Annotated in this window: 19 protein-coding genes and 1 riboswitch; of the genes, 13 read left to right on the top strand and 6 right to left on the bottom strand. The window is 66.4% G+C overall.

The features are described 5' to 3' along the window. The first annotated feature begins 72 nt into the window (after positions 1-72). The 6 genes from pstC to PV781_RS22220 all read left to right on the top strand — a co-directional run bounded on the left by pstC (position 73) and on the right by PV781_RS22220 (position 5,565). A complete protein-coding gene (pstC, locus tag PV781_RS22245; protein WP_274777813.1) occupies positions 73-1,050 on the top strand; it encodes a phosphate ABC transporter permease subunit PstC in 978 nt (325 codons plus the stop codon). 18 nt (positions 1,051-1,068) lie between these two features. Further along, on the top strand, positions 1,069-1,902 hold the full coding sequence (gene pstA / locus PV781_RS22240) for a phosphate ABC transporter permease PstA (RefSeq protein ID WP_274777812.1): 834 nt from the start codon (positions 1,069-1,071) through the stop codon (positions 1,900-1,902). 140 nt (positions 1,903-2,042) lie between these two features. Then, positions 2,043-2,867, top strand: a complete 825-nt coding sequence (gene pstB / locus PV781_RS22235; protein WP_274777811.1) for a phosphate ABC transporter ATP-binding protein PstB — start codon at positions 2,043-2,045, stop codon at positions 2,865-2,867. A 19-nt stretch (positions 2,868-2,886) separates the two neighbouring features. After that, entirely contained in the window at positions 2,887-3,615 is a 729-nt protein-coding gene (gene phoU / locus PV781_RS22230) for a phosphate signaling complex protein PhoU (protein ID WP_274777810.1), read from the top strand. 6 nt (positions 3,616-3,621) lie between these two features. Continuing rightward, positions 3,622-4,323, top strand: coding sequence for a phosphate regulon transcriptional regulator PhoB (phoB, locus tag PV781_RS22225; RefSeq protein WP_209103972.1), 702 nt, complete (start codon positions 3,622-3,624; stop codon positions 4,321-4,323). Between the two features lie 270 nt (positions 4,324-4,593). After that, complete coding sequence (locus tag PV781_RS22220) at positions 4,594-5,565, top strand: Bug family tripartite tricarboxylate transporter substrate binding protein (protein WP_425532451.1); 972 nt, start codon at positions 4,594-4,596, stop codon at positions 5,563-5,565. Between the two features lie 242 nt (positions 5,566-5,807). Here the strand turns inward: PV781_RS22220 and PV781_RS22215 are convergent, their stop codons facing one another. Continuing rightward, the gene (locus tag PV781_RS22215) at positions 5,808-6,338 is read right to left on the bottom strand and encodes a GcrA family cell cycle regulator (protein ID WP_274777809.1); all 531 of its coding nucleotides are present in this window, start codon (positions 6,336-6,338) and stop codon (positions 5,808-5,810) included. Positions 6,339-6,743: 405 nt separating this feature from the next. Between PV781_RS22215 and PV781_RS22210 the strand changes: the two genes are divergently transcribed. The 3 genes from PV781_RS22210 (at position 6,744) to PV781_RS22200 (ending at position 10,238) form a co-directional block, all read left to right on the top strand. Next, entirely contained in the window at positions 6,744-7,997 is a 1,254-nt protein-coding gene (locus PV781_RS22210; RefSeq protein ID WP_274777808.1) for an aspartate aminotransferase family protein, read from the top strand. Further along, entirely contained in the window at positions 7,994-8,923 is a 930-nt protein-coding gene (gene argF, locus PV781_RS22205; RefSeq protein WP_274777807.1) for an ornithine carbamoyltransferase, read from the top strand. Before PV781_RS22210 ends, argF begins: the two co-directional genes overlap by 4 nt. 316 nt (positions 8,924-9,239) lie before the next feature. Continuing rightward, complete coding sequence (locus PV781_RS22200; protein WP_274777806.1) at positions 9,240-10,238, top strand: Hsp33 family molecular chaperone; 999 nt, start codon at positions 9,240-9,242, stop codon at positions 10,236-10,238. A 33-nt stretch (positions 10,239-10,271) separates the two neighbouring features. On the opposite strand, the gene PV781_RS22195 is transcribed toward PV781_RS22200, so the two are convergent. The 3 genes from PV781_RS22195 to PV781_RS22185 form a co-directional block, all read right to left on the bottom strand. Beyond that, on the bottom strand, positions 10,272-11,774 hold the full coding sequence (locus tag PV781_RS22195) for a TrkH family potassium uptake protein (RefSeq protein WP_274777805.1): 1,503 nt from the start codon (positions 11,772-11,774) through the stop codon (positions 10,272-10,274). A 3-nt stretch (positions 11,775-11,777) separates the two neighbouring features. After that, positions 11,778-12,170: a Co2+/Mg2+ efflux protein ApaG gene (apaG, locus tag PV781_RS22190; protein ID WP_274777804.1), complete on the bottom strand. Its 393-nt coding sequence runs from the start codon at positions 12,168-12,170 to the stop codon at positions 11,778-11,780. A gap of 158 nt (positions 12,171-12,328) precedes the next feature. Then, positions 12,329-13,528 (bottom strand): O-succinylhomoserine sulfhydrylase, encoded by a 1,200-nt coding sequence (locus PV781_RS22185; RefSeq protein WP_274777803.1) that lies wholly within the window; start codon positions 13,526-13,528, stop codon positions 12,329-12,331. A 48-nt stretch (positions 13,529-13,576) separates the two neighbouring features. Continuing rightward, positions 13,577-13,657, bottom strand: a riboswitch (SAM riboswitch). A 185-nt stretch (positions 13,658-13,842) separates the two neighbouring features. Between PV781_RS22185 and PV781_RS22180 the strand changes: the two genes are divergently transcribed. Continuing rightward, entirely contained in the window at positions 13,843-14,952 is a 1,110-nt protein-coding gene (locus PV781_RS22180; RefSeq protein WP_274777802.1) for a 2'-deoxycytidine 5'-triphosphate deaminase, read from the top strand. A 9-nt stretch (positions 14,953-14,961) separates the two neighbouring features. On the opposite strand, the gene PV781_RS22175 is transcribed toward PV781_RS22180, so the two are convergent. Together PV781_RS22175 and PV781_RS22170 are read right to left on the bottom strand one after the other, a co-directional pair. Beyond that, positions 14,962-17,139 carry an FUSC family protein gene (locus tag PV781_RS22175; protein ID WP_274777801.1) on the bottom strand — a complete coding sequence of 726 codons (2,178 nt, stop codon included), beginning with the start codon at positions 17,137-17,139 and terminating at the stop codon, positions 14,962-14,964. A 202-nt stretch (positions 17,140-17,341) separates the two neighbouring features. After that, positions 17,342-17,653, bottom strand: a complete 312-nt coding sequence (locus PV781_RS22170; protein ID WP_274777800.1) for a hypothetical protein — start codon at positions 17,651-17,653, stop codon at positions 17,342-17,344. 304 nt (positions 17,654-17,957) lie between these two features. On the opposite strand from PV781_RS22170, the gene zapE reads away from it, so the two are divergent. The 3 genes from zapE to sucC all read left to right on the top strand — a co-directional run. Further along, positions 17,958-19,142: a cell division protein ZapE gene (zapE, locus tag PV781_RS22165; protein WP_274777799.1), complete on the top strand. Its 1,185-nt coding sequence runs from the start codon at positions 17,958-17,960 to the stop codon at positions 19,140-19,142. Between the two features lie 187 nt (positions 19,143-19,329). Beyond that, on the top strand, positions 19,330-20,295 hold the full coding sequence (mdh, locus tag PV781_RS22160; protein WP_274777798.1) for a malate dehydrogenase: 966 nt from the start codon (positions 19,330-19,332) through the stop codon (positions 20,293-20,295). Positions 20,296-20,430: 135 nt separating this feature from the next. Next, on the top strand, positions 20,431-21,377 hold a 947-nt coding region (gene sucC / locus PV781_RS22155; RefSeq protein ID WP_274777797.1), incomplete at its 3' end, for an ADP-forming succinate--CoA ligase subunit beta.

The raw sequence follows: 21,377 nt of genomic DNA, 5'->3' as shown, positions 1-21,377 counted from the left end.
CGCGAACCGTTCGCGCGGAGCCAATCGGGGCCACGCGACCGCGTGGCGGGCGCTACTGGGGATGAGCGGGCAATGGACGCAACGATCGAACAGGTAAAGGCGGGGGCGCTGACGCCCATCGACAAGGCGAAGCCCAGGGGCGCGCTGGCGGATGCCGTGTTCGTCGGCACCCTCTGGGCCTGCGGCATGCTCGTGCTGCTGCTGCTCGGGCTCATCATCGCCCAGCTGTTCAAGGGCGGCTTGCCGGCCCTTCAGCATTTCGGGCTCGACTTCATCTGGAGCTCCAACTGGAACCCGGTGACCGAGAATTTCGGCGCGCTGGTCATGATCTACGGGACGCTGCTCAGCTCCGTGATCGCGGTCGTGGTGGCGCTGCCTTTGTCGTTCGGCATCGCCTTCTTCCTCACCGAGATCGCGCCCCAGGGCTTGAAGCGCCCCATCGGCGTCGCCGTGCAGCTCCTCGCGGCCGTGCCTTCCATCATCTATGGCATGTGGGGCTTCTTCGTCATCGTGCCGCTCATTGCGGCCTATGTGCAGCCTCCCCTCATCGATTGGCTCGGCCCGATCCCGGTGCTCGGCGCCCTGTTCCAGGGTCCCCCGCTCGGCTCTGGCATGCTGACCGCCGGCGTGATCCTGGCGATCATGATCGTCCCCTTCATCACCGCCATGTTCGTGGAGACCCTCGAATCTGTGCCGCCCATGCTGAAGGAATCCGCCTACGGCGTCGGCTGCACCACCTTCGAGGTCTATAAGAACGTCTCTGTCCCCTATGGCCGCACCGCCATGGTGGGCGCCATCATGCTGGGCCTTGGCCGCGCGCTGGGTGAGACCATGGCCGTGACCTTCGTCATCGGCAACGCGACCCGCCTCTCGGCATCGCTCTTCGCCCCCGGCGCCACCATCGCCTCCACCATCGCGAACGAGTTTCCCGAAGCCTCCATCGGCTCGCTGAAGCTGACCTCGCTGCTTCAGCTGGGATTCATCCTGTTCGTGATCTCCTTCATTGTTCTCGCCGTGTCGCGCGCCCTCGTGCGCTCGCGCCTCGACTGACCCGGGAGGCACTTCATCATGGCATCGCTCGCCGCCCGCCGCGCCAAGGACAACGTGGTCAAGGCCATTTCCACGGCCTTTGCTGGCCTGGCCATCTTCCTGCTGGCCTGGATCCTGTGGACCCTCGTGTCCAAGGGCCTGCCCGCCCTCGGGACCAACGTCTTCACCCGCATCACCATGCCGCCCGGCCAGAATGGCGGCCTGCTGAACGCCATCGTCGGATCGCTGATCCAGGTGGCGGTGGCCCTCCTCATCGGCGGCCCCATCGGCATCTTCGCCGGCACCTTCCTGGCCGAGAACGGCAAGGGCACCAAGATCGCCTCGGCCACCCGTTTCGTGAACGACATCCTTCTGTCGGCACCCTCCATCCTGGTGGGCCTGTTCATCTACCAGCTGCTGGTGGTTCCCTTCGGCGGCTTCTCCGGCTGGGCCGGCTCCATCGCCCTCGCCATCCTGGTGATTCCGGTGGTGGTGCGCACCACCGAGGACATGCTGAACCTCGTTCCGGTGGGACTGCGCGAGGCGGCCTTCGCCCTCGGCGCCCCCCAGTGGAAGGTGGTGATGATGGTGACCTGGCGCGCTGCGAAAGCCGGCATCGTCACCGGTATCCTGCTGGCCATCGCCCGCGCGGCGGGCGAGACGGCGCCGCTGCTCTTCACCTCGCTGGGCAACAATTCCTGGTCGCTGGACATGTCCAAGCCCATGGCCAGCCTGCCCATCGCCATCTACCAGTACGCGGGCAGCCCGTTTGACGACTGGGTGGCGCTCGCCTGGGCCGGTGCGCTGCTCATCACGGTGGGCGTGCTTGTGCTGAACATAGCGTCGCGGCTGTTCCTGGCCCGCACGAAGTGACCCCATCCCGGGATCGCCCACGGCGATCCCGTCGGGCTCCTCGCCCGGACCTTAAGACAACCGGCCGGGCCGAGGGGCCCGGCGCTCAGTGATCCATAGCCAGGCCGACGGCCGGCATTCAGAGATCCAAGAGGCCCCACATGACTTCCGCCGTGGACCCCAATTTCAACATCGCCTCCGCCGTCTCCGCCAAGCCGGACGCCATGGCGGCGCCCACCAAGATCAAGGTGGACAAGCTGAACTTCTATTACGGGCAGAACCATGCCCTGAAGAACATCAACTTCGAGATCCCCGAGAAGCGCGTCACCGCGATGATCGGCCCGTCCGGCTGCGGCAAGTCCACGCTGCTGCGCGTGTTCAACCGCATGTACGACCTCTATCCCGGCCAGCGCGCCGAGGGGCAGGTGCTGTTCGACGGCGTCAACATCGTCGGCAAGGAGCTGGACCCCACCATCGTGCGCACGCGCATCGGCATGGTGTTCCAGAAGCCCACGCCCTTCCCCATGTCCATCTATGACAACATCGCCTTCGGCGTGCGCCTCCACGAGCGGCTCAACAAGTCGCAGATGGACGAGCGCGTCGAGAGCTGCCTGCGCAAGGCGGCCATCTGGGACGAGACCAAGGACCGCCTGCACACCTCGGCGCTCGGCATGTCCGGCGGCCAGCAGCAGCGCCTGTGCATTGCCCGCACCATCGCGGTGCAGCCGGAGGTAATCCTGCTGGACGAGCCGACCTCGGCGCTCGACCCCATTTCCACCTCGAAGATCGAGGATCTGATCGACGAGCTGAAGCAGGACTTCACCATCGTCATCGTGACGCACAATATGCAGCAGGCGGCCCGCTGCGCCGACATCACCGCCTTCTTCTATCTGGGCGAGCTGGTGGAGGTCGGCCCGTCCGACGTCATCTTCACCAATCCGCGCCAGATCAAGACGCGCGACTACATCACCGGCCGCTTCGGCTGACCCAGCAGGGGTAAAAACGATGCCCGACCATATCGTATCGGCCTTCGACGCCGAGTTGAAGGAAATCGGCCGCAAAGTGGTCGAGATGGGCGGCCAGGCCGAGCGCCTGGTGGCCGATTCCGTCAACGCCCTCATCCGCCGCGACACCGCCTCCGGCCAGAAGGTGATCCTGCAGGACGCCAGCGTCGACCACATGCAGCGCGAGATCGAGGAGAAGGTCATCCTCGTCATCGCCAAGCGCCAGCCTGTGGCCACCGACCTGCGTGAACTGGTGGCGGCGATCCGCATCGCCTCGGACCTCGAGCGCATCGGCGACCTCGCCAAGAATGTGGGCAAGCGCGTCCTGGCCATCGAGGGCGAGTACCACCCCCAGAAGCTGGTGCGGGGCGTGGAGCACATGTCCGACCTGGTGCTCGAGCAGCTGAAGGAAGTGCTCGACGCCTATGCCGGCAAGGACGAGGCCAAGGCCATCGAGGTGTGGGGGCGCGACAGCGTCGTCGACACCATGTACACCTCGCTGTTCCGCGAGCTGCTCACCTATATGATGGAAGATCCGCGCAACATCTCGGTGTGCACGCATCTTCTGTTCTGCGCCAAGAACATCGAGCGCATCGGCGACCACGCCACCAACGTGGCCGAGACCGTCTATTACATGGTCACCGGCCAGATGCTCTCGGACGAGCGCCCCAAGGCGGACCGCTCCAGCGAAACCGCCGTCACCTTCCCGGGACACAGCCTTCAGGGATAATCATCCGTGCCCGCGCGTATTCTGATTATCGAGGACGAAGAACCACTTAGCCTTCTGCTCCGGTACAATCTGGAGTCGGAGGGCTATGCGGTGGACAATGTGGGCCGCGGCGACGAGGCGGAGACCCGTCTTCGGGAGGCTGTTCCCGACCTCGTCATCCTCGACTGGATGTTGCCGGGCCTCTCGGGCATCGAGCTGTGCCGCCGCCTGCGGACCCGCGCCGAGACCGAGCGCCTGCCCGTCATCATGCTCACCGCCCGCGGCGAGGAGACGGAACGGGTGCGCGGCCTTGCCACCGGGGCGGACGACTATGTGGTCAAGCCCTTCTCGGTGCCAGAGCTTCTCGCCCGGGTGCGGGCCTTGCTGCGCCGGGCCAAGCCCGAGCATGTGGCGACCCTTCTGCGGGCGGGGGACATCGAGCTGGACCGCGAGACCCACCGCGTTCACAGGGCGGGCCGCGAGATCCATCTCGGCCCCACCGAGTTCCGGCTGCTGGAATTCCTGATGCAGAGCCCTGGGCGGGTGTTCTCGCGGGAACAATTGCTGGACGGCGTGTGGGGCCAGGACGTCTATATCGACGAGCGCACCGTGGACGTGCATGTGGGCCGCCTGCGCAAAGCCATCAATCGCGGCCGGCAGATGGATCCCATCCGCACGGTGCGCGGCGCCGGCTATTCCTTCAACGAGATGTTTGCACGCTCCCACTGAGGGGCAAGATGATGTCAGGCCCGGCCGGCGGAGCTTCTCCGCAGGCCGGGCTTTTCTTTTGGGCGTTGGCGCAGATGAGGGCGCAGGGGTTCGTACTTAGACGAAAGTCGTGTGGCCTTGGCCGCTGAATGCCCCGTGCGGCGGGCGTGCGCCCTTTGCCTGGGTGTCCAATTCGTCCAATATCCCCGCCACCCTTGCGTCCCATGGCCCGGGGGGAGGAAAGACCGTGCGGCTCAGCTGCACCGGAAACGCACAGAAGGAGAGCGCCTGATGAAACGCCTGCTTGCAGTCCTCGCTTTGGCCACGGCTGTCTTCACCGGGGGCGCCATGGCGCAGGAAGACTTCCCCAACCGGCCGATCCGCATGGTGGTGCCCTTCGCTGCCGGCGGCTCCACCGACATCGTCGCCCGCATCGTGGCGGCCAAGATGGGCGAGATCCTGAAGCAGCCTGTGGTGGTTGAGAACCGCGCGGGCGCAGGTGGCAATGCCGGCGCCGCCGCCGTGGCCAAGGCTGCGCCCGACGGCTACACCATTCTGATGGGCACGGTGGCCACCCATGCCATCAACCCCGCCCTCTACACCAAGATGCCCTATGACCCGGTGAAGGACTTCGCGCCGGTCTCGCTGCTGGTGAACGTGCCGAACGTGGTCATCGTGCACCCGTCGCTGAACGTGAAGACCACGGCCGAGCTCATCGCGCTGCTGAAGGCCAACCCGGACAAGTATGAATATGCCTCGTCCGGCGTCGGCACCCCGCTTCACCTGTCAGGCGCCCTGTTTGAGAGCATGGCAGGCGTGAAGATGGTCCATGTGCCCTATAAGGGCGCCGGCCCGGCCAAGGTGGACCTGCTGTCCGGCCAGGTGAAGATCATGTTCGACAACCTGCCCTCGTCCATCGGTGCCATCCGCAAGGGTGACGTGGTGGGCATCGCGGTGACCACCAAGGATCGCTCGCCTGCCGCTCCCGAACTGCCGACCGTGTCCGAGTCCGGCCTGCCCGGCTACGAGACCTATTCCTGGAACGCCATCTTCGCGCCGGCTGGCACCCCCACCGCCATCATCGACAAGCTGGCCAAGGCCTGCATGGAGGCGGTCGCGGATCCGGCGGTCAAGGCCAAGCTCGCCGACCTCAGCGCCGTGACGGTGGGCTCCACCCCGGCGGAGCTTGACGCCCATGTGAAGGCGGAGCTGGCCAAGTGGACCCCGGTGGTGAAGGCATCCGGCGCGTCCATCAACGAATGATGTCTGAGATCCGTTTCTGAGACGACGCCCGGCGCTTGCGCCGGGCGTTTTCGTTTGGGCACGACGAGATGGGGCATAGAGAAGGGGCGTGATGTCCACCGTGGGCCCGGGACGTGAAACCGGGTGCCGGAGCCTTCAAATCCTCATGAAAGAGGCGGGCCGGAAACGAAAATGGCCGGCTCTCCCAAAGGAGGCCGGCCATTTTCAAGTCGAGGACGCACGGGCTGGCCCGTGCGTTGCGCTCACAGATAAGCGAGGCGGCGGTCCCGGCGGCGATCCTGCACGGGCTGGTAGGCCAGGCGCGCATGGGTCGCGCAATAGGGCAGGCCGGTGACACTGCGGCCGCCGCAGAAATAGAAGCCGTCCGTGCCCGGCTCGCCGATCGGCCAGCGGCAGGTGGCTTCCGTCAGGTTCATGATGGTGCAGCGCTGCGACATGGTCACCACATTGTCCGCCACCACCGGGGCCGGCGCGGGTGCGGGTTCGAAGTCTTCCTCGGGCATCTGCGCAAGGGCCGTATTGCCATGGGTGGCCGGGCGCTGCGGCGCAGCGGCCGGGCGCTGCTGCGGGGTCGGGGCCTCCGGACGGGTGGCCTTGCGCGGCCGCGCAGGTGCGGCGACGCTCTTGGTGCGGCCGGACAGGCCGAGGCGGTGCACCTTGCCGATGACCGCATTGCGGGTGATCCCGCCCAATTCACTTGCAATCTGGCTCGCGGAGAGGCCTTCGCTCCAGAGCTTTTTCAAGAGTTCGACGCGCTCGTCGTTCCAGCTCATCGTTCTCCTCCAAGGGGCATGCGCGCCGCCGCTGGCGTGCGCCCGCCCCCACTTTTAAAATGGACCCAGAGTTCCCGGATCAGGCCGGCTCAGCCGAATCCGACTCCGTTCCCGCCGCATTTCGCCGACTCCGCCCTCGTTCCCGAAAACGCGCTTGCGCACGCGGGACCCGAGTTGCCCGACGCCACTTGGAAAGTGTCGCACGACATGTCGTAGTCGACGGATGAGAGGCTACAATATGCGGCGACTCTCGCACAGTGCGAGATTGAGTCGCCGGCCTGTTTTCCCCAAGTCCTTACGATCCCGTTAACGGCGCAGCACGGTTGACCTCGCGCGCGCGATCATTAGAATCCCCGCCGTCGGGCCGTCCTCAAGCGGGGCGGCCTTTGGCGTTTCTGACCACCTATGTGGCTACGATCGAGTGGCCCGCCAACCCCTTGGGAGGGGTCCGTGATTACCCCCGTTCTGCCGACCTATGCGCGTATCGACCTCGAATTCGAGCGGGGAGAGGGCTGCTGGCTCGTCACGACGGACGGGCGACGCTATCTCGACTTCACGGCGGGCATTGCTGTCAATGTGCTCGGGCATGCCCATCCCCATCTGGTGGAAGCCCTGCGGGAGCAGGCCGGCAAGCTCTGGCACACCTCGAACCTGTTCCGCATTGCTGGCGGCGAGACGCTCGCCAACCGGCTGACGCAGGCGACCTTCGCCGACACCATGTTCTTCACCAATTCCGGTGCGGAAGCGCTGGAGTGCGCCATCAAGATGGCGCGCCGCTACCAGTTCGTGAGCGGTTCGCCGGAGCGCAACCGCCTCATCACCTTCGAGGGCGCCTTCCACGGCCGCACGCTGGCGACCATCGCCGCCGGCGGAAACGCCAAGTATCTGGAAGGCTTTTCGCCGGACATGCCCGGCTTTGACCAGGTGCCGTTCGGCGACATCGAGGCGGTGAAGGCGGCCATCGGCCCGCACACAGCCGGCATCCTGCTGGAGCCGATCCAGGGTGAGGGCGGCGTGCGCGTGCCGCCGGCTTCCTTCCTGCGCCAGCTGCGCGAGCTGTGCGACGCGCACGGTCTCCTCCTTGTGTTGGACGAGGTGCAGTCCGGCGTCGGCCGCACCGGCCGGCTCTTCGCCCATGAGGCGAGCGGCATCAAGCCGGACATCATGGCGGTGGCCAAGGGCATTGGCGGCGGCTTCCCAATGGGCGCGTGCCTTGCCACCGCTGAGGCGGCCAAGGGCATGACGCTCGGCACCCACGGCTCCACCTATGGCGGCAACCCGCTCGCCATGGCGGTGGGCAATGCGGTGCTCGACATGGTGCTGGCGGATGGCTTCCTCGACCATGTGCGCTCCGTGGGCGGGCGCCTGAAGCAGCGCCTCGCCGAGGTGATGGACCGCCATCCGCGCGTCATCGCCGAAGTGCGGGGCGAGGGGCTTCTGCTGGGCCTGCGCGCCCAGGGCCCCGCCGCCGACCTGGTGCTGGCGCTCCGCGAGGAGGGCCTGCTGGCGCCCGGTGCCGGCGACAATGTGGTGCGCCTGCTGCCGCCTTTGGTGGTGAGCGAGGAAGAAGTCGGCATTGCCTGCGACAAGATCGAGGCGGCGTGCCGGCGGATCGAGGACGGTCTCAACATGGCCGCGGTAAAGGGAGCGGCCGAATGACCGGCAACGGAGTGCGTCACTTTCTCGACCTGACTGATATTCCCGCCGAGGAGTTGCGGCGGGTGATCGAGATGTCGAAGGACCTGAAGGCGCGCAAGAAGGCCGGCGACCTGGACAAGCCGCTGGCCGGCAAGGCGCTGGCCATGGTGTTCGACAAGCCCTCCACCCGCACGCGGGTCTCGTTCGATCTGGCCATGCGCCAGCTCGGCGGAGAGACCATCATGCTGACCGGCACGGAAATGCAGCTCGGGCGGGGCGAGACCATCGCCGACACCGCCCGCGTGCTGTCGCGCTTCGTCGATGCCATCATGATCCGCATTCTCAGCCATGAGGATCTGGTGGAACTGGCGGAGAATGCCACGGTGCCGGTCATCAACGGCCTCACCCGCATTTCCCATCCCTGCCAGGTGATGGCGGATGTGCTGACCTTCGAGGAGCATCGCGGCACCATCGCCGGGGCCAAGGTGGCCTGGACGGGGGACTCCAACAACGTGCTGGCGTCCTGGATCCACGCCGCCCAGCGCTTCGACTTCACGCTGAACGTGGCCACCCCGAAGGAGCTTTCGCCGCAGAAGGCGCTGACGGAATTCGTCAAGCGCACCAAGGCGAAGGTTCACTTCACCCACGATGCCGAGGCGGCTGTGGAGGGGGCCAACTGCGTCGTCACGGACACCTGGGTGTCCATGGGCGACAAGGAAAGCGAGAAGCGCCACAACATGCTGAAGCCCTATCAGGTGAACCGCCGCCTGATGTCGCGCGCCGCTTCGGACGCCATCTTCATGCACTGCCTGCCCGCCCATCGCGGGGAGGAGGTGACGAGCGAAGTGATGGACGGTCCCCAGTCGGTGGTGTTTGACGAGGCTGAGAACCGTCTGCACGCGCAGAAGGGCATCCTGGCCTGGTGCTTCCACGCCGCGGGCGTCTGAGCGCGCCTTCACCCCTCCGCTGCGCCGACGCGAAGCCGGCGCAGCTTGAGACCGGGAGAGCGCTCAGTCGGGGAAGGGTGCCTCGGCTGCGGCGCCTCCTTCGGGGCGCCGGACTTCACACCAGCGCTGGCCTTCTTCGTGATCCTTTCGGCGGTCTTCTGGCGGGTCTGTCCGGGCAAGGGGCGATGCCGCGTTCCTGATCGCGCCCGGCGCCGCTGCCGCTTGCGTCGACCCTGCAAGATCGTCCAAGAGGACGGCACGACGCCCGATCACCTTCAGCGCGGCTCTGCCCGCGCGTGACCCAAAGGGAGGCACAATGGCTTCCGACGACAGACAGACCGAGATGCACACCCTCCAGGACGACGCCGTCCTGCCCTTCCAGGTGGACGCGCTCGATATTCGCGGCCGCACGGTGCGCCTCGGCACCGTCCTGGACGGCGTGCTGGCACATCACCAGTATCCGCCGGCCGTCAAGCGGCTCATCGGCGAGGCGGTGGCGCTCACCGTGCTTCTGGGAACCTCGCTGAAGTTCGAGGGCCGCTTCATCCTCCAGACCAAGACCGACGGCCCGGTGGACATGGTGGTGGTGGATTTCGTCGCGCCCGACAAGGTGCGGGCCTATGCCCGCTTCGATGCGGACGCCGTGGCGGCGGCCGAGCGGGGCAACGGCGCGGACCCGGCGACCCTTCTCGGGCGCGGGCACCTGGCCATGACCATCGACCAGGGCCTGTCCACCAACCGCTATCAGGGCGTCGTCGCCCTGGAGGGGGAAGGGCTGGAGGCGGCTGCGCACCAGTACTTCCAGCAGTCCGAGCAGATCCCCACCCGCGTCCGCCTGGCCGTGGGAGAGGAGATGCGGCCGGGGGGCGAGCCGTCCTCCTGGCGGGCGGGCGGCCTCCTGGCCCAGTTCCTCCCGGCTGAGGCCGGCCGCGCCCGGCAGGCCGATTTCCCGCCCGGTGATGTGCCCGAAGGGGTCGAGGTGCACGAGGTGCCGGATGACGACGCCTGGGCGGAGGCCCAGTCCCTCGTCGCGACGCTGGAGGATGTGGAACTGATCGACCGCGACCTGTCCAGCGAGCGCCTGCTCTACCGCCTGTTTCACGAACGGGGCGTGCGGGTTTTCGAGGCGGTGCCGGTGCAAGCCCATTGCTCCTGCACGCGCGAGCGCGTGGCCGGTGTGCTGGCGAGCTTCGACCGCGACGAACGGCGCGAGATGATCCAGGATGACGGGACGGTCGGCGTCACCTGCGAATTCTGTGGGCGTACCTACAGCTTCTCGGCGCAGGAAGTGCTGGACGAGCGTCCCGACGCGTGACTTGCGGGTGGGGGAGGGGACTGCTCCTCCCCGTCACCGCAACCAGAAGCGGGGCAGGGCGATCACCAGCAAGGTGAGGATCTCCAGCCGCCCCAGCAGCATGGCCAGGGACAGCAGCCAGATGGCTGCGTCCGGCAGGGCGCTGTAATTGGCCGCTGGTCCCACGATGGGGCCGAGGCCAGGGCCCACATTGGACAGGCAGGCGATGGCTGCCGAGAACGCGGTCAGAAGGTCCAGGCCCATCAGGTTCAGGATGGTGCCAATGACCAGGAACGTCGCCAGATACAGGAAGATGAAGCTCAGCACCGAGGCAACCACGTCGTCCGAGACCGGCGCGCCGCCATAGCGGATCGGGAAGGTTCCGTTGCGATAGGTGATGCGTTTGAAGTGCTGGCGGGCCGCCTTGGCGGCGATGGCGAGCCGCAGCGCCTTGAGGCCGCCGGAGGTGGATCCGGTGCAGCCGCCCAGGAACATCAGCACGAAGAAGAGCGCGTTGGAGAGCGGCCCCCAGTTCGTATAGTCCACGCTCATGAAGCCGGTGGTGGAGATGATGGACGCCACCGTGAACAGCGCCCCCCGAAAGGCTGTCTCGCCGGTCGCCACGCCTTGTATGCTTTGCTGCACAAATGAAGCGAGCGTGAAGGCGGCCACGATGCACAGGAACAGGCGCACTTCCGAATTGGAGAACAGCCGGGTGAAATCGCCCGCGAGGGCACGCGCATATAGGGTGAAGGGCAGCCCCGCCAGCAGCATGAAGAAGATGGCCACATAGTCCACGGCGGGGGAGGCAAACACGGACATGGAACTGTCCGAATTGGCAAAGCCACCCGAGGACAAGGTGGACATGGCCAGCGTCACCGAGTCGAAAAGGGACATGCCGGCAATGGCATAGGCCATCGTGCACAGGAAGGTGAGGATGAGGTAGGACAGGAGCAGCCCCTTCGCCACCGCTTCCGCGCGGGGCAGGAACTTGTCCGATTTGTCCGAGGATTCGGTGCGGAAGAGCTGCATGCCGCCAATGCTGAGCAGCGGCAGGATGGCGATGCCGATCACCACGATGCCGATGCCACCGAACCAGTGCAGCAAGGCGCGCCACAGCAGGATGCCCGCCGGCATGTCGTCGAGCTGCGACATCACGCTGGCGCCGGTGGTGGTCAGGCCCGATACGCTCTCGAACACGGCGTCGGTCACGCTCAGTGCCGGTTGGCCCCAGACAAAGGGCAAGGCGGCGAACGCCGACAGCACGAACCATACGCTGGCCGTGAGCAGGAAGGCCTGCCTCAGGTCGAGCCGCTTGATCTCGGACTGGCGTCCCGACATCCACAGGAGCACGCCGACGAAGATGGTGACCGCCGAAGCGCCCAGGAACGCGCCCTCGCCCCCGCTCTGCGTCGTCAGATCAGCGATGGCCGGGGCCAGCATGGCCACGCCCAGGACGCTCAGCAGCACGCCAAGGATGGAAGCGATCGGCCGCAGGTCGAGGCTGGGCGCGGCCTGGGTCTCGACAAGGGGCGCCTTGGCGCTGCGCGTGACCATCGCTTAGTTCAGGATGCGCCGCATGTCGGGCGTGTCCAGGGAAAAGGCCGGAATCTCCACGGCGAACTCCTCCCCGCTTTCGCTTGCCATGTCGTAATGGCCGCGCATGATGCCCATGGCCGTCGAGAGCGGCACGCCGCTCGTATATTCGAACCGGCCGCCGGGCTCCAGCACCGGTTGCTCGCCCACCACGCCCGCGCCATGCACCTCTTCCACCTGGCCGAAGGCGTCGGTGATGTACCAATGGCGCCCCTTGAGCTGGACCGTCTCCCCGCCCAGATTGGCGACCTCAATGGTGTAGGTCCAGAAATAGCGGCTCTGATCGGGATCGGAACGCTCCGCCACATAGCGCGGCGTGGCCGTGACCTGGATCTGGCGCGTGGTCGCCCGGTACATGATCTGCCCCTTCACCGGTCCGCACCCGCGCGCACCGTCCTTGCCTGTCCCGAAGAGGGACCACCGGCAGTGAAGCCGCAGTGCGGGCGGCGCGCAACACGTTCCGCGCCGCTCCCTCGGGCGCCGGCCCGAATATGTTGTGCGCGCCGCGCCTTCCGTCAAACGGAACGGAGCGCCTGGTCGATGTCGGCGATGAGGTCGTCAGGGTGCTCGAGCCCGACGGAAAGCCGCACCAGTCCGTCGGAAATGCCCATCTGCGCCCGCGCCTCGGGCGAAAAGCGCTGGTGGGTGGTGGTGGCCGGATGGGTCAGCAGGCTCTTGGAATCTCCGAGATTGTTGGAGATGCGAATCACCTTCAGCGCATTGGCGAAGCGGAATGCCCCCTCCTTGCCGCCCTCCACCACGAAGGTCACGAGGGTGCCGCCGCCCGTCATCTGGCGCCGGGCCAGTTCTGCCTGCGGGTGATCGTCGCGGAAGGGATAAAGCACCTTGGACACCTTGGCCGAGGCGGCCACTGCATCGGCCACCTTGGTCGCGCTCGCCTGCTGGCGTTCCACGCGCAGGCCCAGCGTCTCCAGGCCTTTCAGCAGCACCCAGGCATTGAACGGCGATATGGACGGGCCGGTCTGGCGCAGATAGGTCTGCAGGTGATCGGTGATGAATTGTTCGGAAGCGAGCACCACGCCGCCCAGGCACCGTCCCTGGCCGTCAATATGCTTGGTGGCCGAATAGACCACCACGTCGGCGCCAAGTGCGAACGGCTTCTGCAGCAGGGGGGTGGCGAACACATTGTCCACCACCAGCCTGGCGCCCGCCGCCTTGGCGATCGCGGCCACCGCCGCGATGTCGATGATCTCAAGGGTGGGATTTGTGGGGCTTTCCAGGAACAGGATCTTGGTGTTCGCCTTCACGCCCGCCTTCCAGGCGGAAAGGTCGGTGCCATCAACCAGGGTGATCTCCACGCCAAAGCGGGGGAGATAGTCTTCCAGAATCCACCGGCAGGAGCCGAACAGGGCGCGGGCCGCCAGCACATGGTCGCCGGCACGCAACTGGCACAGGAGCGCGGCGTGCACCGCCGCCATGCCGGATGCGGTCGCCCGCGCGGCCTCTGCCCCTTCCAGGAGCGCCATGCGGGTCTCGAACATGGCGGTGGTGGGATTGCCATAGCGCGAATAGACGAAGCCGGGATCCTCGCCCTTGAAACGGGCCTCGCAGGCTTCGGCGCTGTCATAGACGAAGCCCTGGGTGAGGTAGAGCGCCTCGGAGGTCTCGCCATAGGGCGATCGCGTCGTGCCGCCATGGACCAGGAGGGTCTCGGGATGCAGCGTCTTGGGATCAGCGGGGATGAAGGGCGCCAAGGTCTTCGAGCCTCCGGGCGCCGAGGACGAAAGGCGGCAGCGCCAGCGCTCCACCCGTCCCCGGCCTTTTAGCGAGTTGTTTTAGCGTGGCGGCAAGCCGGCCGGCTCAAATTCACCACGTACCGTTTGTTAAAGCGCAGACGTTCGACATCGTCAACCATTTCGTCCGGTAAACCGAACGAGATCGAACCAGGACGGCACAGATAAGGCCCTTGCCTTGTGGGAGAGGCTCCGCCTTTATGCGCGAACGGCGCGCGCGGGGATTGTCCGGGTGGTGGGGCCGTGGGACCGGAGCCGGCGGAGGCTGGAGCGTGGTGGATCAGTTGAAACCGGGAATCCTGCCGTCGCAGGCCATTGCGGCGCTTCATGAGAGCGGCTGCATCGTCTCCCGCCGCGCCTTCGATGCCGATCAGATCCAACCCGCGAGCCTCGATCTGCGCCTCGGACGCACCGCCTGGCGCATCCGGGCGAGCTTCCTGCCGGGCAATGGCATCAGCGTGAAGCAGCGCCTCGCCGATCTCGGGCTGCACAAGCTCGACTTGCGCGAAGGCGCGGTGCTGGAGACCGGCTGCGTCTATCTGGTGGAACTGTCGGAGAAGCTCCACCTGCCGGCGGATGTGGCCGGGGCGGCCAACCCGAAAAGCTCCACCGGGCGCCTGGATGTGTTCGTCCGGGTCATCGCCGATGGCGCCCGCGCCTTCGATGCCATCCCGGCCGGCTATGAAGGCCCGCTCTATCTGGAAATCTCGCCGCGCACCTTCCCCATTCTGGTGCGGGCCGGATCGCGTCTGTCGCAGGTGCGGTTCCGGCGCGGCGTGTCGCGCCTCTCCGACCTGGAGCTTTTGAATCTGCAGAAGGCTGAATGCCTGGTGGATGCCGAAGTGCCGGACGTGGCGAGCGGCGGCATCGCGGTGGGCGTGGACCTTGCCGGCGAGACCTTCGGCGGGCTGCTGGGCTTCCGCGCCAAGCGCCATACGGGCGTGGTGGACATGGATCGCCGCCACGGGCTGGAGGTGGAGGATTTCTGGGAGCCCATCCGCGCGCGCGGATCGGCGAGCCTCGTGCTTGATCCCGATGCCTTCTACATCCTCGCGTCCCGCGAGGCGGTGCATGTGCCGCCCGATTATGCGGCCGAGATGGTGCCCTTCGATCCGCTGGTGGGCGAGTTCCGGGTGCATTATGCCGGCTTTTTCGATCCCGGCTTCGGCAATGCGGCGGTCGGCGGCAGCGGGGCCCGCGCTGTCCTTGAGGTGCGCTCGCGCGAAGTGCCGTTCATCCTGGAGCACGGCCAGACCGTCGGGCGTCTCATCTATGAGCGCATGTCCCACCGGCCGGAACAGCTCTATGGGGAGGCTGGCGTCTCCAATTACCAGGGGCAGGGCCTCAAGCTGTCCAAGCACTTCCTGCCCTTCACCTCCCTCTAGCAAGACAGATCAGGCCGGGCGGGGTGTGCCTGGGGCGGCGTCGCGGGGATGGATCTCCGCCGGATCGGAGCGGTGCTCGATGGGACGGCTCGCGGCCAGCAGTCCGCCCAGGTCCTTCAGAGGCCGTAGCACCGCATCGGAAAAGCTGAGATAGTCGGCCATCAGCGGGAGCATGCGGCGGATCTTGGAATCGTCCGCATAGTCCATGGCGAGGCTGACGGCGACATCAAGGTCTGGGGCAGCCTGCGGGTCGGTGCCAGCCGGCGCCTCGCCCAAGGCCGCGTCGAACGCGCGCAGCGTCCGCGCACGGGCCGCCTCCAGCACGGTGACCAGCGCATCGGGCAGTGGAAGGCCGGACAACCGTTCGGCGGCGTCTTCCAGAAGCGCCTGGTAGGTGGTCAGGATTTCCAGCGTGGACACCAGTGTGATCACGTCGGCGGCCGAGCGATGGCCGAGGCTGGTCTCGGCACCGATATGGGGCAGGCGATCCGCCAGCACGCGCAGCTCCAGGGACATGGCGGCGGTGCGCGCCCGAGGCGTGGCGCTTTCCCCCTCGGCATAATGGCGCGGCCATGAGGCGGCAAAGGCCGCCCGGCAGCGCTTGATCATGGAAATCACCTGGTCCCGGATCTGGTCGGCCACATAGACGGGCAGCACGACCCAGGACACCAGAAGGGCGACGCCGGCGCCAATGACCGTCTCATAAATGCGCGCCACCATGCCGTGGGCGTCCAGTCCGCTGACGATGTGAAGCGCCACCACCACTGAAAAGCCGATCATGGCCGAGGAGATGTCATAGCGATCGCGCACCGTCACCAGCGAGATCATCTGACATACCAGGCACATGACGGCCAGGATCCAGACATTGTCGCTGAAAAGCACCACCGCGCCGAGGCCAAAGGCCACGCCGATGGCCGTGCCGACCGTGCGATAGCGCACGCGCACATAGGTTTCGCCCACGCTGTTGCCCAGCACGAAGATGACGGTGAGCGTCGCCCAGTAGGCGTGGTCGAGGTGCAGGACGAGGTCCAGCGTCGTGGTGATGGCGGTGGCGACGATGCCCTGGATGGCCACCTTCGCGAAGGGGGAAAGCCCGGGAACGGCCGGCGCGGGCGGAGCAGGGGGCGCGGCGGGCACGGTGGCGCTCCAGCCCTTGGGACCTTCCTCCAGCAGGCGCGTGAGTTCGCTCACCACAAGGGCGAGGCGTTCAAACGCCGTCACCGCGCGCAGCAGGGCCAGGTGGTCGGCGGGGCGCAGATTAGGTGCCATGGCTGCCTGCCGGAGCCGCGCCAGGATGCCGCCCATGCGCGCATGCTCGGGGAAAGGCTGGGAGAGGCCGTTCTCCAGGTGGCGCGCCAATTGGTCTGCTGCTGCGGCCAGAGGCGCGCGCCAGGCGCTGGACGCGGGACCGGCGCCCGGGGCTTCATCCGCATGGGGCGCCGGGATGCATGCGCTCAGCAATTGCGTGGCGACACGCAGACGGTAGGCCAAGGATCGGACGGCTTCCAGATAGGCGCGGGCCTCGGGGGCCTCGGAAGAGGCATTCACCAGAGCCGAGCGCACGCGGACTCTGATCTGGTCCAGCAGCGCGTCGGTCGCCAGCGGCACGGGGCGCGCCTCGCGCACCGCGCTCGCCACCTCATGCAGGTGGCGTCCAATGGCCTGTCCGGCGGACTCTACGCAGTCCGTATAGACTTTCATGGCATTGGGGCGATGGAGGGCGAGCCGAACCACCGCCGCGATGATGCCACCTTCGCACGCGGCGAGAAGGAGCCAAGCCGTCTCGCTATGGGTGGGACTCAGGATCGCGGCGACAGTGACCACGATAATGATCGCATTGCCCTGCCGCATGCCTTCCATGCCGTTCTTGCGCATATAAAGCGACAGGCCGGTGAGCGGCACCACGGAGAGCTTGAGAAAGAGGGCGTTGGCATCACCATCGCCAGGTCCGATCACCATGACCGCAAGCAGAAGGCCGCATGTGATCGCGAAAAGCTTCAGGAAGCTGACGGCCTCGATGCGGCGGCTGGCGGCAGGCGTGAAGGTGATGAGAACCATGGCCGCGATGGCGCTGGCCATGGGAAAAATGATGTCGAGGCCAAGCCTCAAGCCGCGCGAGGTCGCGACCCCTGCCGCGATAACCAGGACGAAGGCGATGCCAATGTGAAGCGCTCGCGTCTGGTCCACGGCGCCCGGATCGTGGCTCGCAAGCCAAGCTTTCGTACGCCCGACGAGGGAACGGTCTCCTTCCGGTCCCGCCAAGTCCAGGTCCACGCCATTCCCCCGCTGCTTCGGCCCTTGCTACACAGGGCACATGGCACGGGAAAAATGTCCAGATCCCGGCCGGAGAATGGCTCCGGCCGGGATCCACAAGTCAGTTTGACGTCATTCAGTAGGGCGCCACATAGCCCGGTGCCGGGACCACATGGACGGTGCTCGGCCGATAGGAATAGCCGGGCTGATATCCACGGTTGGCGGGAACCACCATGGTGGCGTTCCGCCCGCCCACGGCGTCCGAATAGGTGTCCTGGTAAATCACGTAGCCGCCCTGGCGCATCAGGTAATCCATCTGCTGCACGCGGATCATGCTGTCATTCACACGCGTGGTGCTTTCATCGGCGGAAGCCGGCGCGGGAATGGCGAGCGCGGCGGCAAGGGCGAGGCTGATGAGGCCGGCGCCGCCGGCGATGGTCTTGTTCATGCTCACTCTCCCTGTCTTGCGAACGCAGTTCGACCGATGGCGCCGCGCATGCGGCGAGCCTGCGACTGCGGTTCGCTGCTGGATCTGGTCGCTCCGCCGGGGGGCCTTCATGTGCACCGCAGCGGGTCTGGTGAGGTAACGCGCAAGCGCCCGTTTGGTTTCACCGCCTCTGTTTCGCGCACCGTGCCCCGCGAAATGGGGGTCGACTTTTGCGGTGCATCGTCTAAACGGCACCTCGCTTCAGAGGCGACACCGCCGGCAGCGCCGAAAGGGGGCCGCGGCGCAGGCGAAGGGGAGTGGGCTTATGGTTTCGGAGACGTCGGCCCGCGTGCTGGAACGTTACGGCACCATGGTCTCCGAGGGGCTGATCACACCCGATCCCGCCCAGGCCAATGCGGTCGATTCCTTCGCGCGGCTGGAACGGGAACTGCGCGACTACAGCCTGGCCCGAAAATCCTCAGCGCTCGGCTGGCTGTTCCAGCGCCGCGCACCGCGCCCCCCGCAGGGCCTTTACATTTACGGCCGTGTGGGGCGCGGCAAGACCATGCTGATGGACCTCTTCTTTGACACGGTCCCGGTCAAGTCCAAGCGCCGCGCCCATTTCCATGAATTCATGGCGGATGTGCACGAGCGCATCTTCGCCGAGCGCGAAGCCCAGAAGGCGGGGCTGCGCAAGACCACCGACCCGCTCCAGCCGGTGGCCGATGCGCTGGCCGCCGAAGCCAAGCTGCTGTGCTTTGACGAATTCCACGTCACCGACATCGCCGATGCCATGATCCTCGGCCGGCTGTTCGAAAAGCTGTTCGCCGATGGTGTGGTCGTGGTGGCCACCTCCAATGTGAAGCCGGACGACCTTTATGCCGGCGGCCTCAACCGCGCCCTCTTCCTGCCCTTCATCGGCATGATCGAGGAGCGCATGGAGGTCCTGGCGCTCGATGCCGACACCGACTATCGGATGCTGAAGCTGGAAGGTCTCCAGGTCTGGTACACGCCCCTGGATGAGGCCGCCCACGCCGCGCTGGATACGGCTTTTGCGCGACTGGCAGGCCCGGCCGGCGGGCATCCCAGCCAGATCATTATGAAGGGGCGCTCCATTCCCGTACCCGCGGCCGCCAATGGCGCGGCGCGGTTCACCTTCCAGGGCCTGTGCGAACAGCCACTCGGCGCCACCGACTACCTGCGCATCGCCCGCACCTATCACACGGTGCTTCTGGACGGCATTCCGATCCTCGATGGGGATCGCCGCAACGAAGCCAAGCGCTTCATCTCGCTCATCGACACCCTCTATGATGGCGGCGTGAAGCTGATCGCCTCCGCCGCCGCCGAACCCGAGGCTCTTTATCTGGGGACGGAGGGGGCGGAAGCGTTCGAGTGGGCTCGCACGGTGTCACGTCTTCACGAGATGCGCTCCGCCGAATACCTGTCGCGGCCCCATGGACACGCGGATTCGCGCGCCACTGGAAACACGACGGGCCTGGTGGAAACCTGATTTTCATCCGCGTTCTCCGTCCAATTGCCAACTTGGAGTCTCAGCGGCACAGCTTAGGATGGCGCCGCGCGGTCGTTGGGAGGCGATTGTGCAGTGCGAACGTCTTGAACGCCCTGCCGGATGGGAGTAGTCAGACCCCGCTCGGACAGGGCCGCACCTCCATGCCCCGGGACAGGGACACTCGTCTATGGCGCGCAACAAGATTGCATTGATCGGGGCCGGTCAGATCGGCGGCACGCTTGCGTTGCTCGCCGGCCTGAAGGAACTCGGCGATGTCGTCCTGTTCGACGTGGTGGACGGCATTCCCCAGGGCAAGGCGCTGGATCTGGCTGAACTTGCTCCGGTGGCCGGGATCGATATTCGCCTCTCCGGCACCAATTCCTATTCCGCCATCGCCGACGCCGACGTGGTGATCGTCACCGCCGGCGTGCCCCGGCGGCCGGGGATGAGCCGGGACGATCTTCTCTCCGTGAACCTGAAGGTGATGGAGCAGGTGGGCGCGGGCCTTGCAAAATATGCCCCGGACGCCTTCGTCATCTGCATCACCAATCCGCTCGACGCCATGGTCTGGGCTCTTCAACGCGCGAGCGGACTGCCGCGCGAGAAGGTGGTGGGCATGGCCGGCGTGCTGGACAGCGCGCGGCTGCGCTATTTCCTTGCGGACGAATTCAACGTCTCCGTGGAGGATGTGACCGCCTTCGTCATGGGCGGGCACGGGGACAGCATGGTGCCGCTCATTCGCTATTCCAGCGTGGCCGGCATCCCCGTCCCGGACCTCATCCGCATGGGCTGGACCACCCAGGAGCGCATCGATGCCATTGTGCAGCGCACGCGGGATGGCGGCGCGGAAGTGGTCAATCTCCTGAAGACCGGCTCGGCCTTCTATGCGCCGGCCGCCTCGGCCATCGCCATGGCGGAGAGCTATCTCAGGGATAAGAAACGCGTCCTGCCTGCCGCCGCGTGCCTGGCGGGAGAATACGGACTGCGTGACCTTTATGTGGGCGTGCCGGTTGTGATCGGCGCCCGGGGCGTGGAGCGGGTGGTCGAGGTGGAACTCGACCGCTCCGAACGCGCCCAGTTCGAGAAATCGGTGGCGGCGGTGAAAGGTTTGGTGGATGCCTGCGTCAGCATTGCTCCTGACCTCGCCGCGTGATCGCGATCGACGGTGGTGCCCTGGGGGGCGCCACCTTAGTCCCGGCGGGGAAATCCCCGCCGGATTACACCAGCGACCTGTTCCGCTCCCGGCTTCGGGAGGGGGGCACTGCGCAACCCTCAGGGACGAAGCCCCATGAACATTCATGAATATCAGGCCAAGGCTCTTTTGAAGACATACGGAGCGCCGGTCTCCCGCGGCATCGCCGTCTTCTCGCCGGAAGAGGCCGAAAAGGCGGCTGCCGAGCTCGGCGGTCCGCTCTGGGTGGTCAAGTCCCAGATCCATGCCGGCGGCCGCGGCAAGGGCAAGTTCAAGGAGCCGGAAGCCGGCGAGAAGGGCGGCGTGCGCCTCGCCAAGTCGGTCGAGGAGGTCAAGGCCTTCGCCGGCCAGATGCTCGGCAACACCCTCGTCACCATCCAGACGGGCCCCGCCGGCAAGCAGGTGAACCGCCTCTATATCGAGGACGGCTCCGACATCGCCAAGGAATTCTACCTCTCCCTGCTGGTGGACCGCGAGACCTCGCGTGTGGCCTTCGTGGTCTCCACGGAAGGTGGCATGGACATCGAAGAGGTGGCGCACAACACCCCTGAGAAGATCGTCACCTTCTCCGTGGACCCGGCGAGTGGCGTGCAGGGCTTTCACGGCCGCAAGGTGGCCAAGGCCCTCGGCCTCACCGGCGATCTCGCCAAGCAGGCCGGCAAGCTGACCGAGGTGCTCTATGCGGCCTTCACCGGCACCGACATGGCCATGCTCGAGATCAACCCGCTGATCGTCACCAAGGACAATCAGCTGAAGGTGCTCGACGCCAAGGTGTCGTTCGATTCCAACTCCTTGTTCCGTCATCCCGATCTCGTCGAGCTGCGCGACGAGACCGAAGAGGACGCCAAGGAGATCGAGGCGTCGAAGTATGACCTGGCCTATATCGCCCTCGACGGCACCATCGGCTGCATGGTGAACGGTGCTGGCCTGGCCATGGCGACGCTGGACATCATCAAGCTCTATGGCGAGAGCCCGGCCAACTTCCTGGACGTGGGCGGCGGCGCCAGCGAGGAGAAGGTGACGGCGGCGTTCAAGATCATCAC

Origin of the sequence: Aquabacter sediminis (assembly GCF_028863665.1) — a bacterium.
GTDB lineage: Bacteria > Pseudomonadota > Alphaproteobacteria > Rhizobiales > Xanthobacteraceae > L1I39.
Note: the sequence above shows the minus strand (reverse complement) of the source record. Positions and strands in the feature narration are given on the sequence as shown.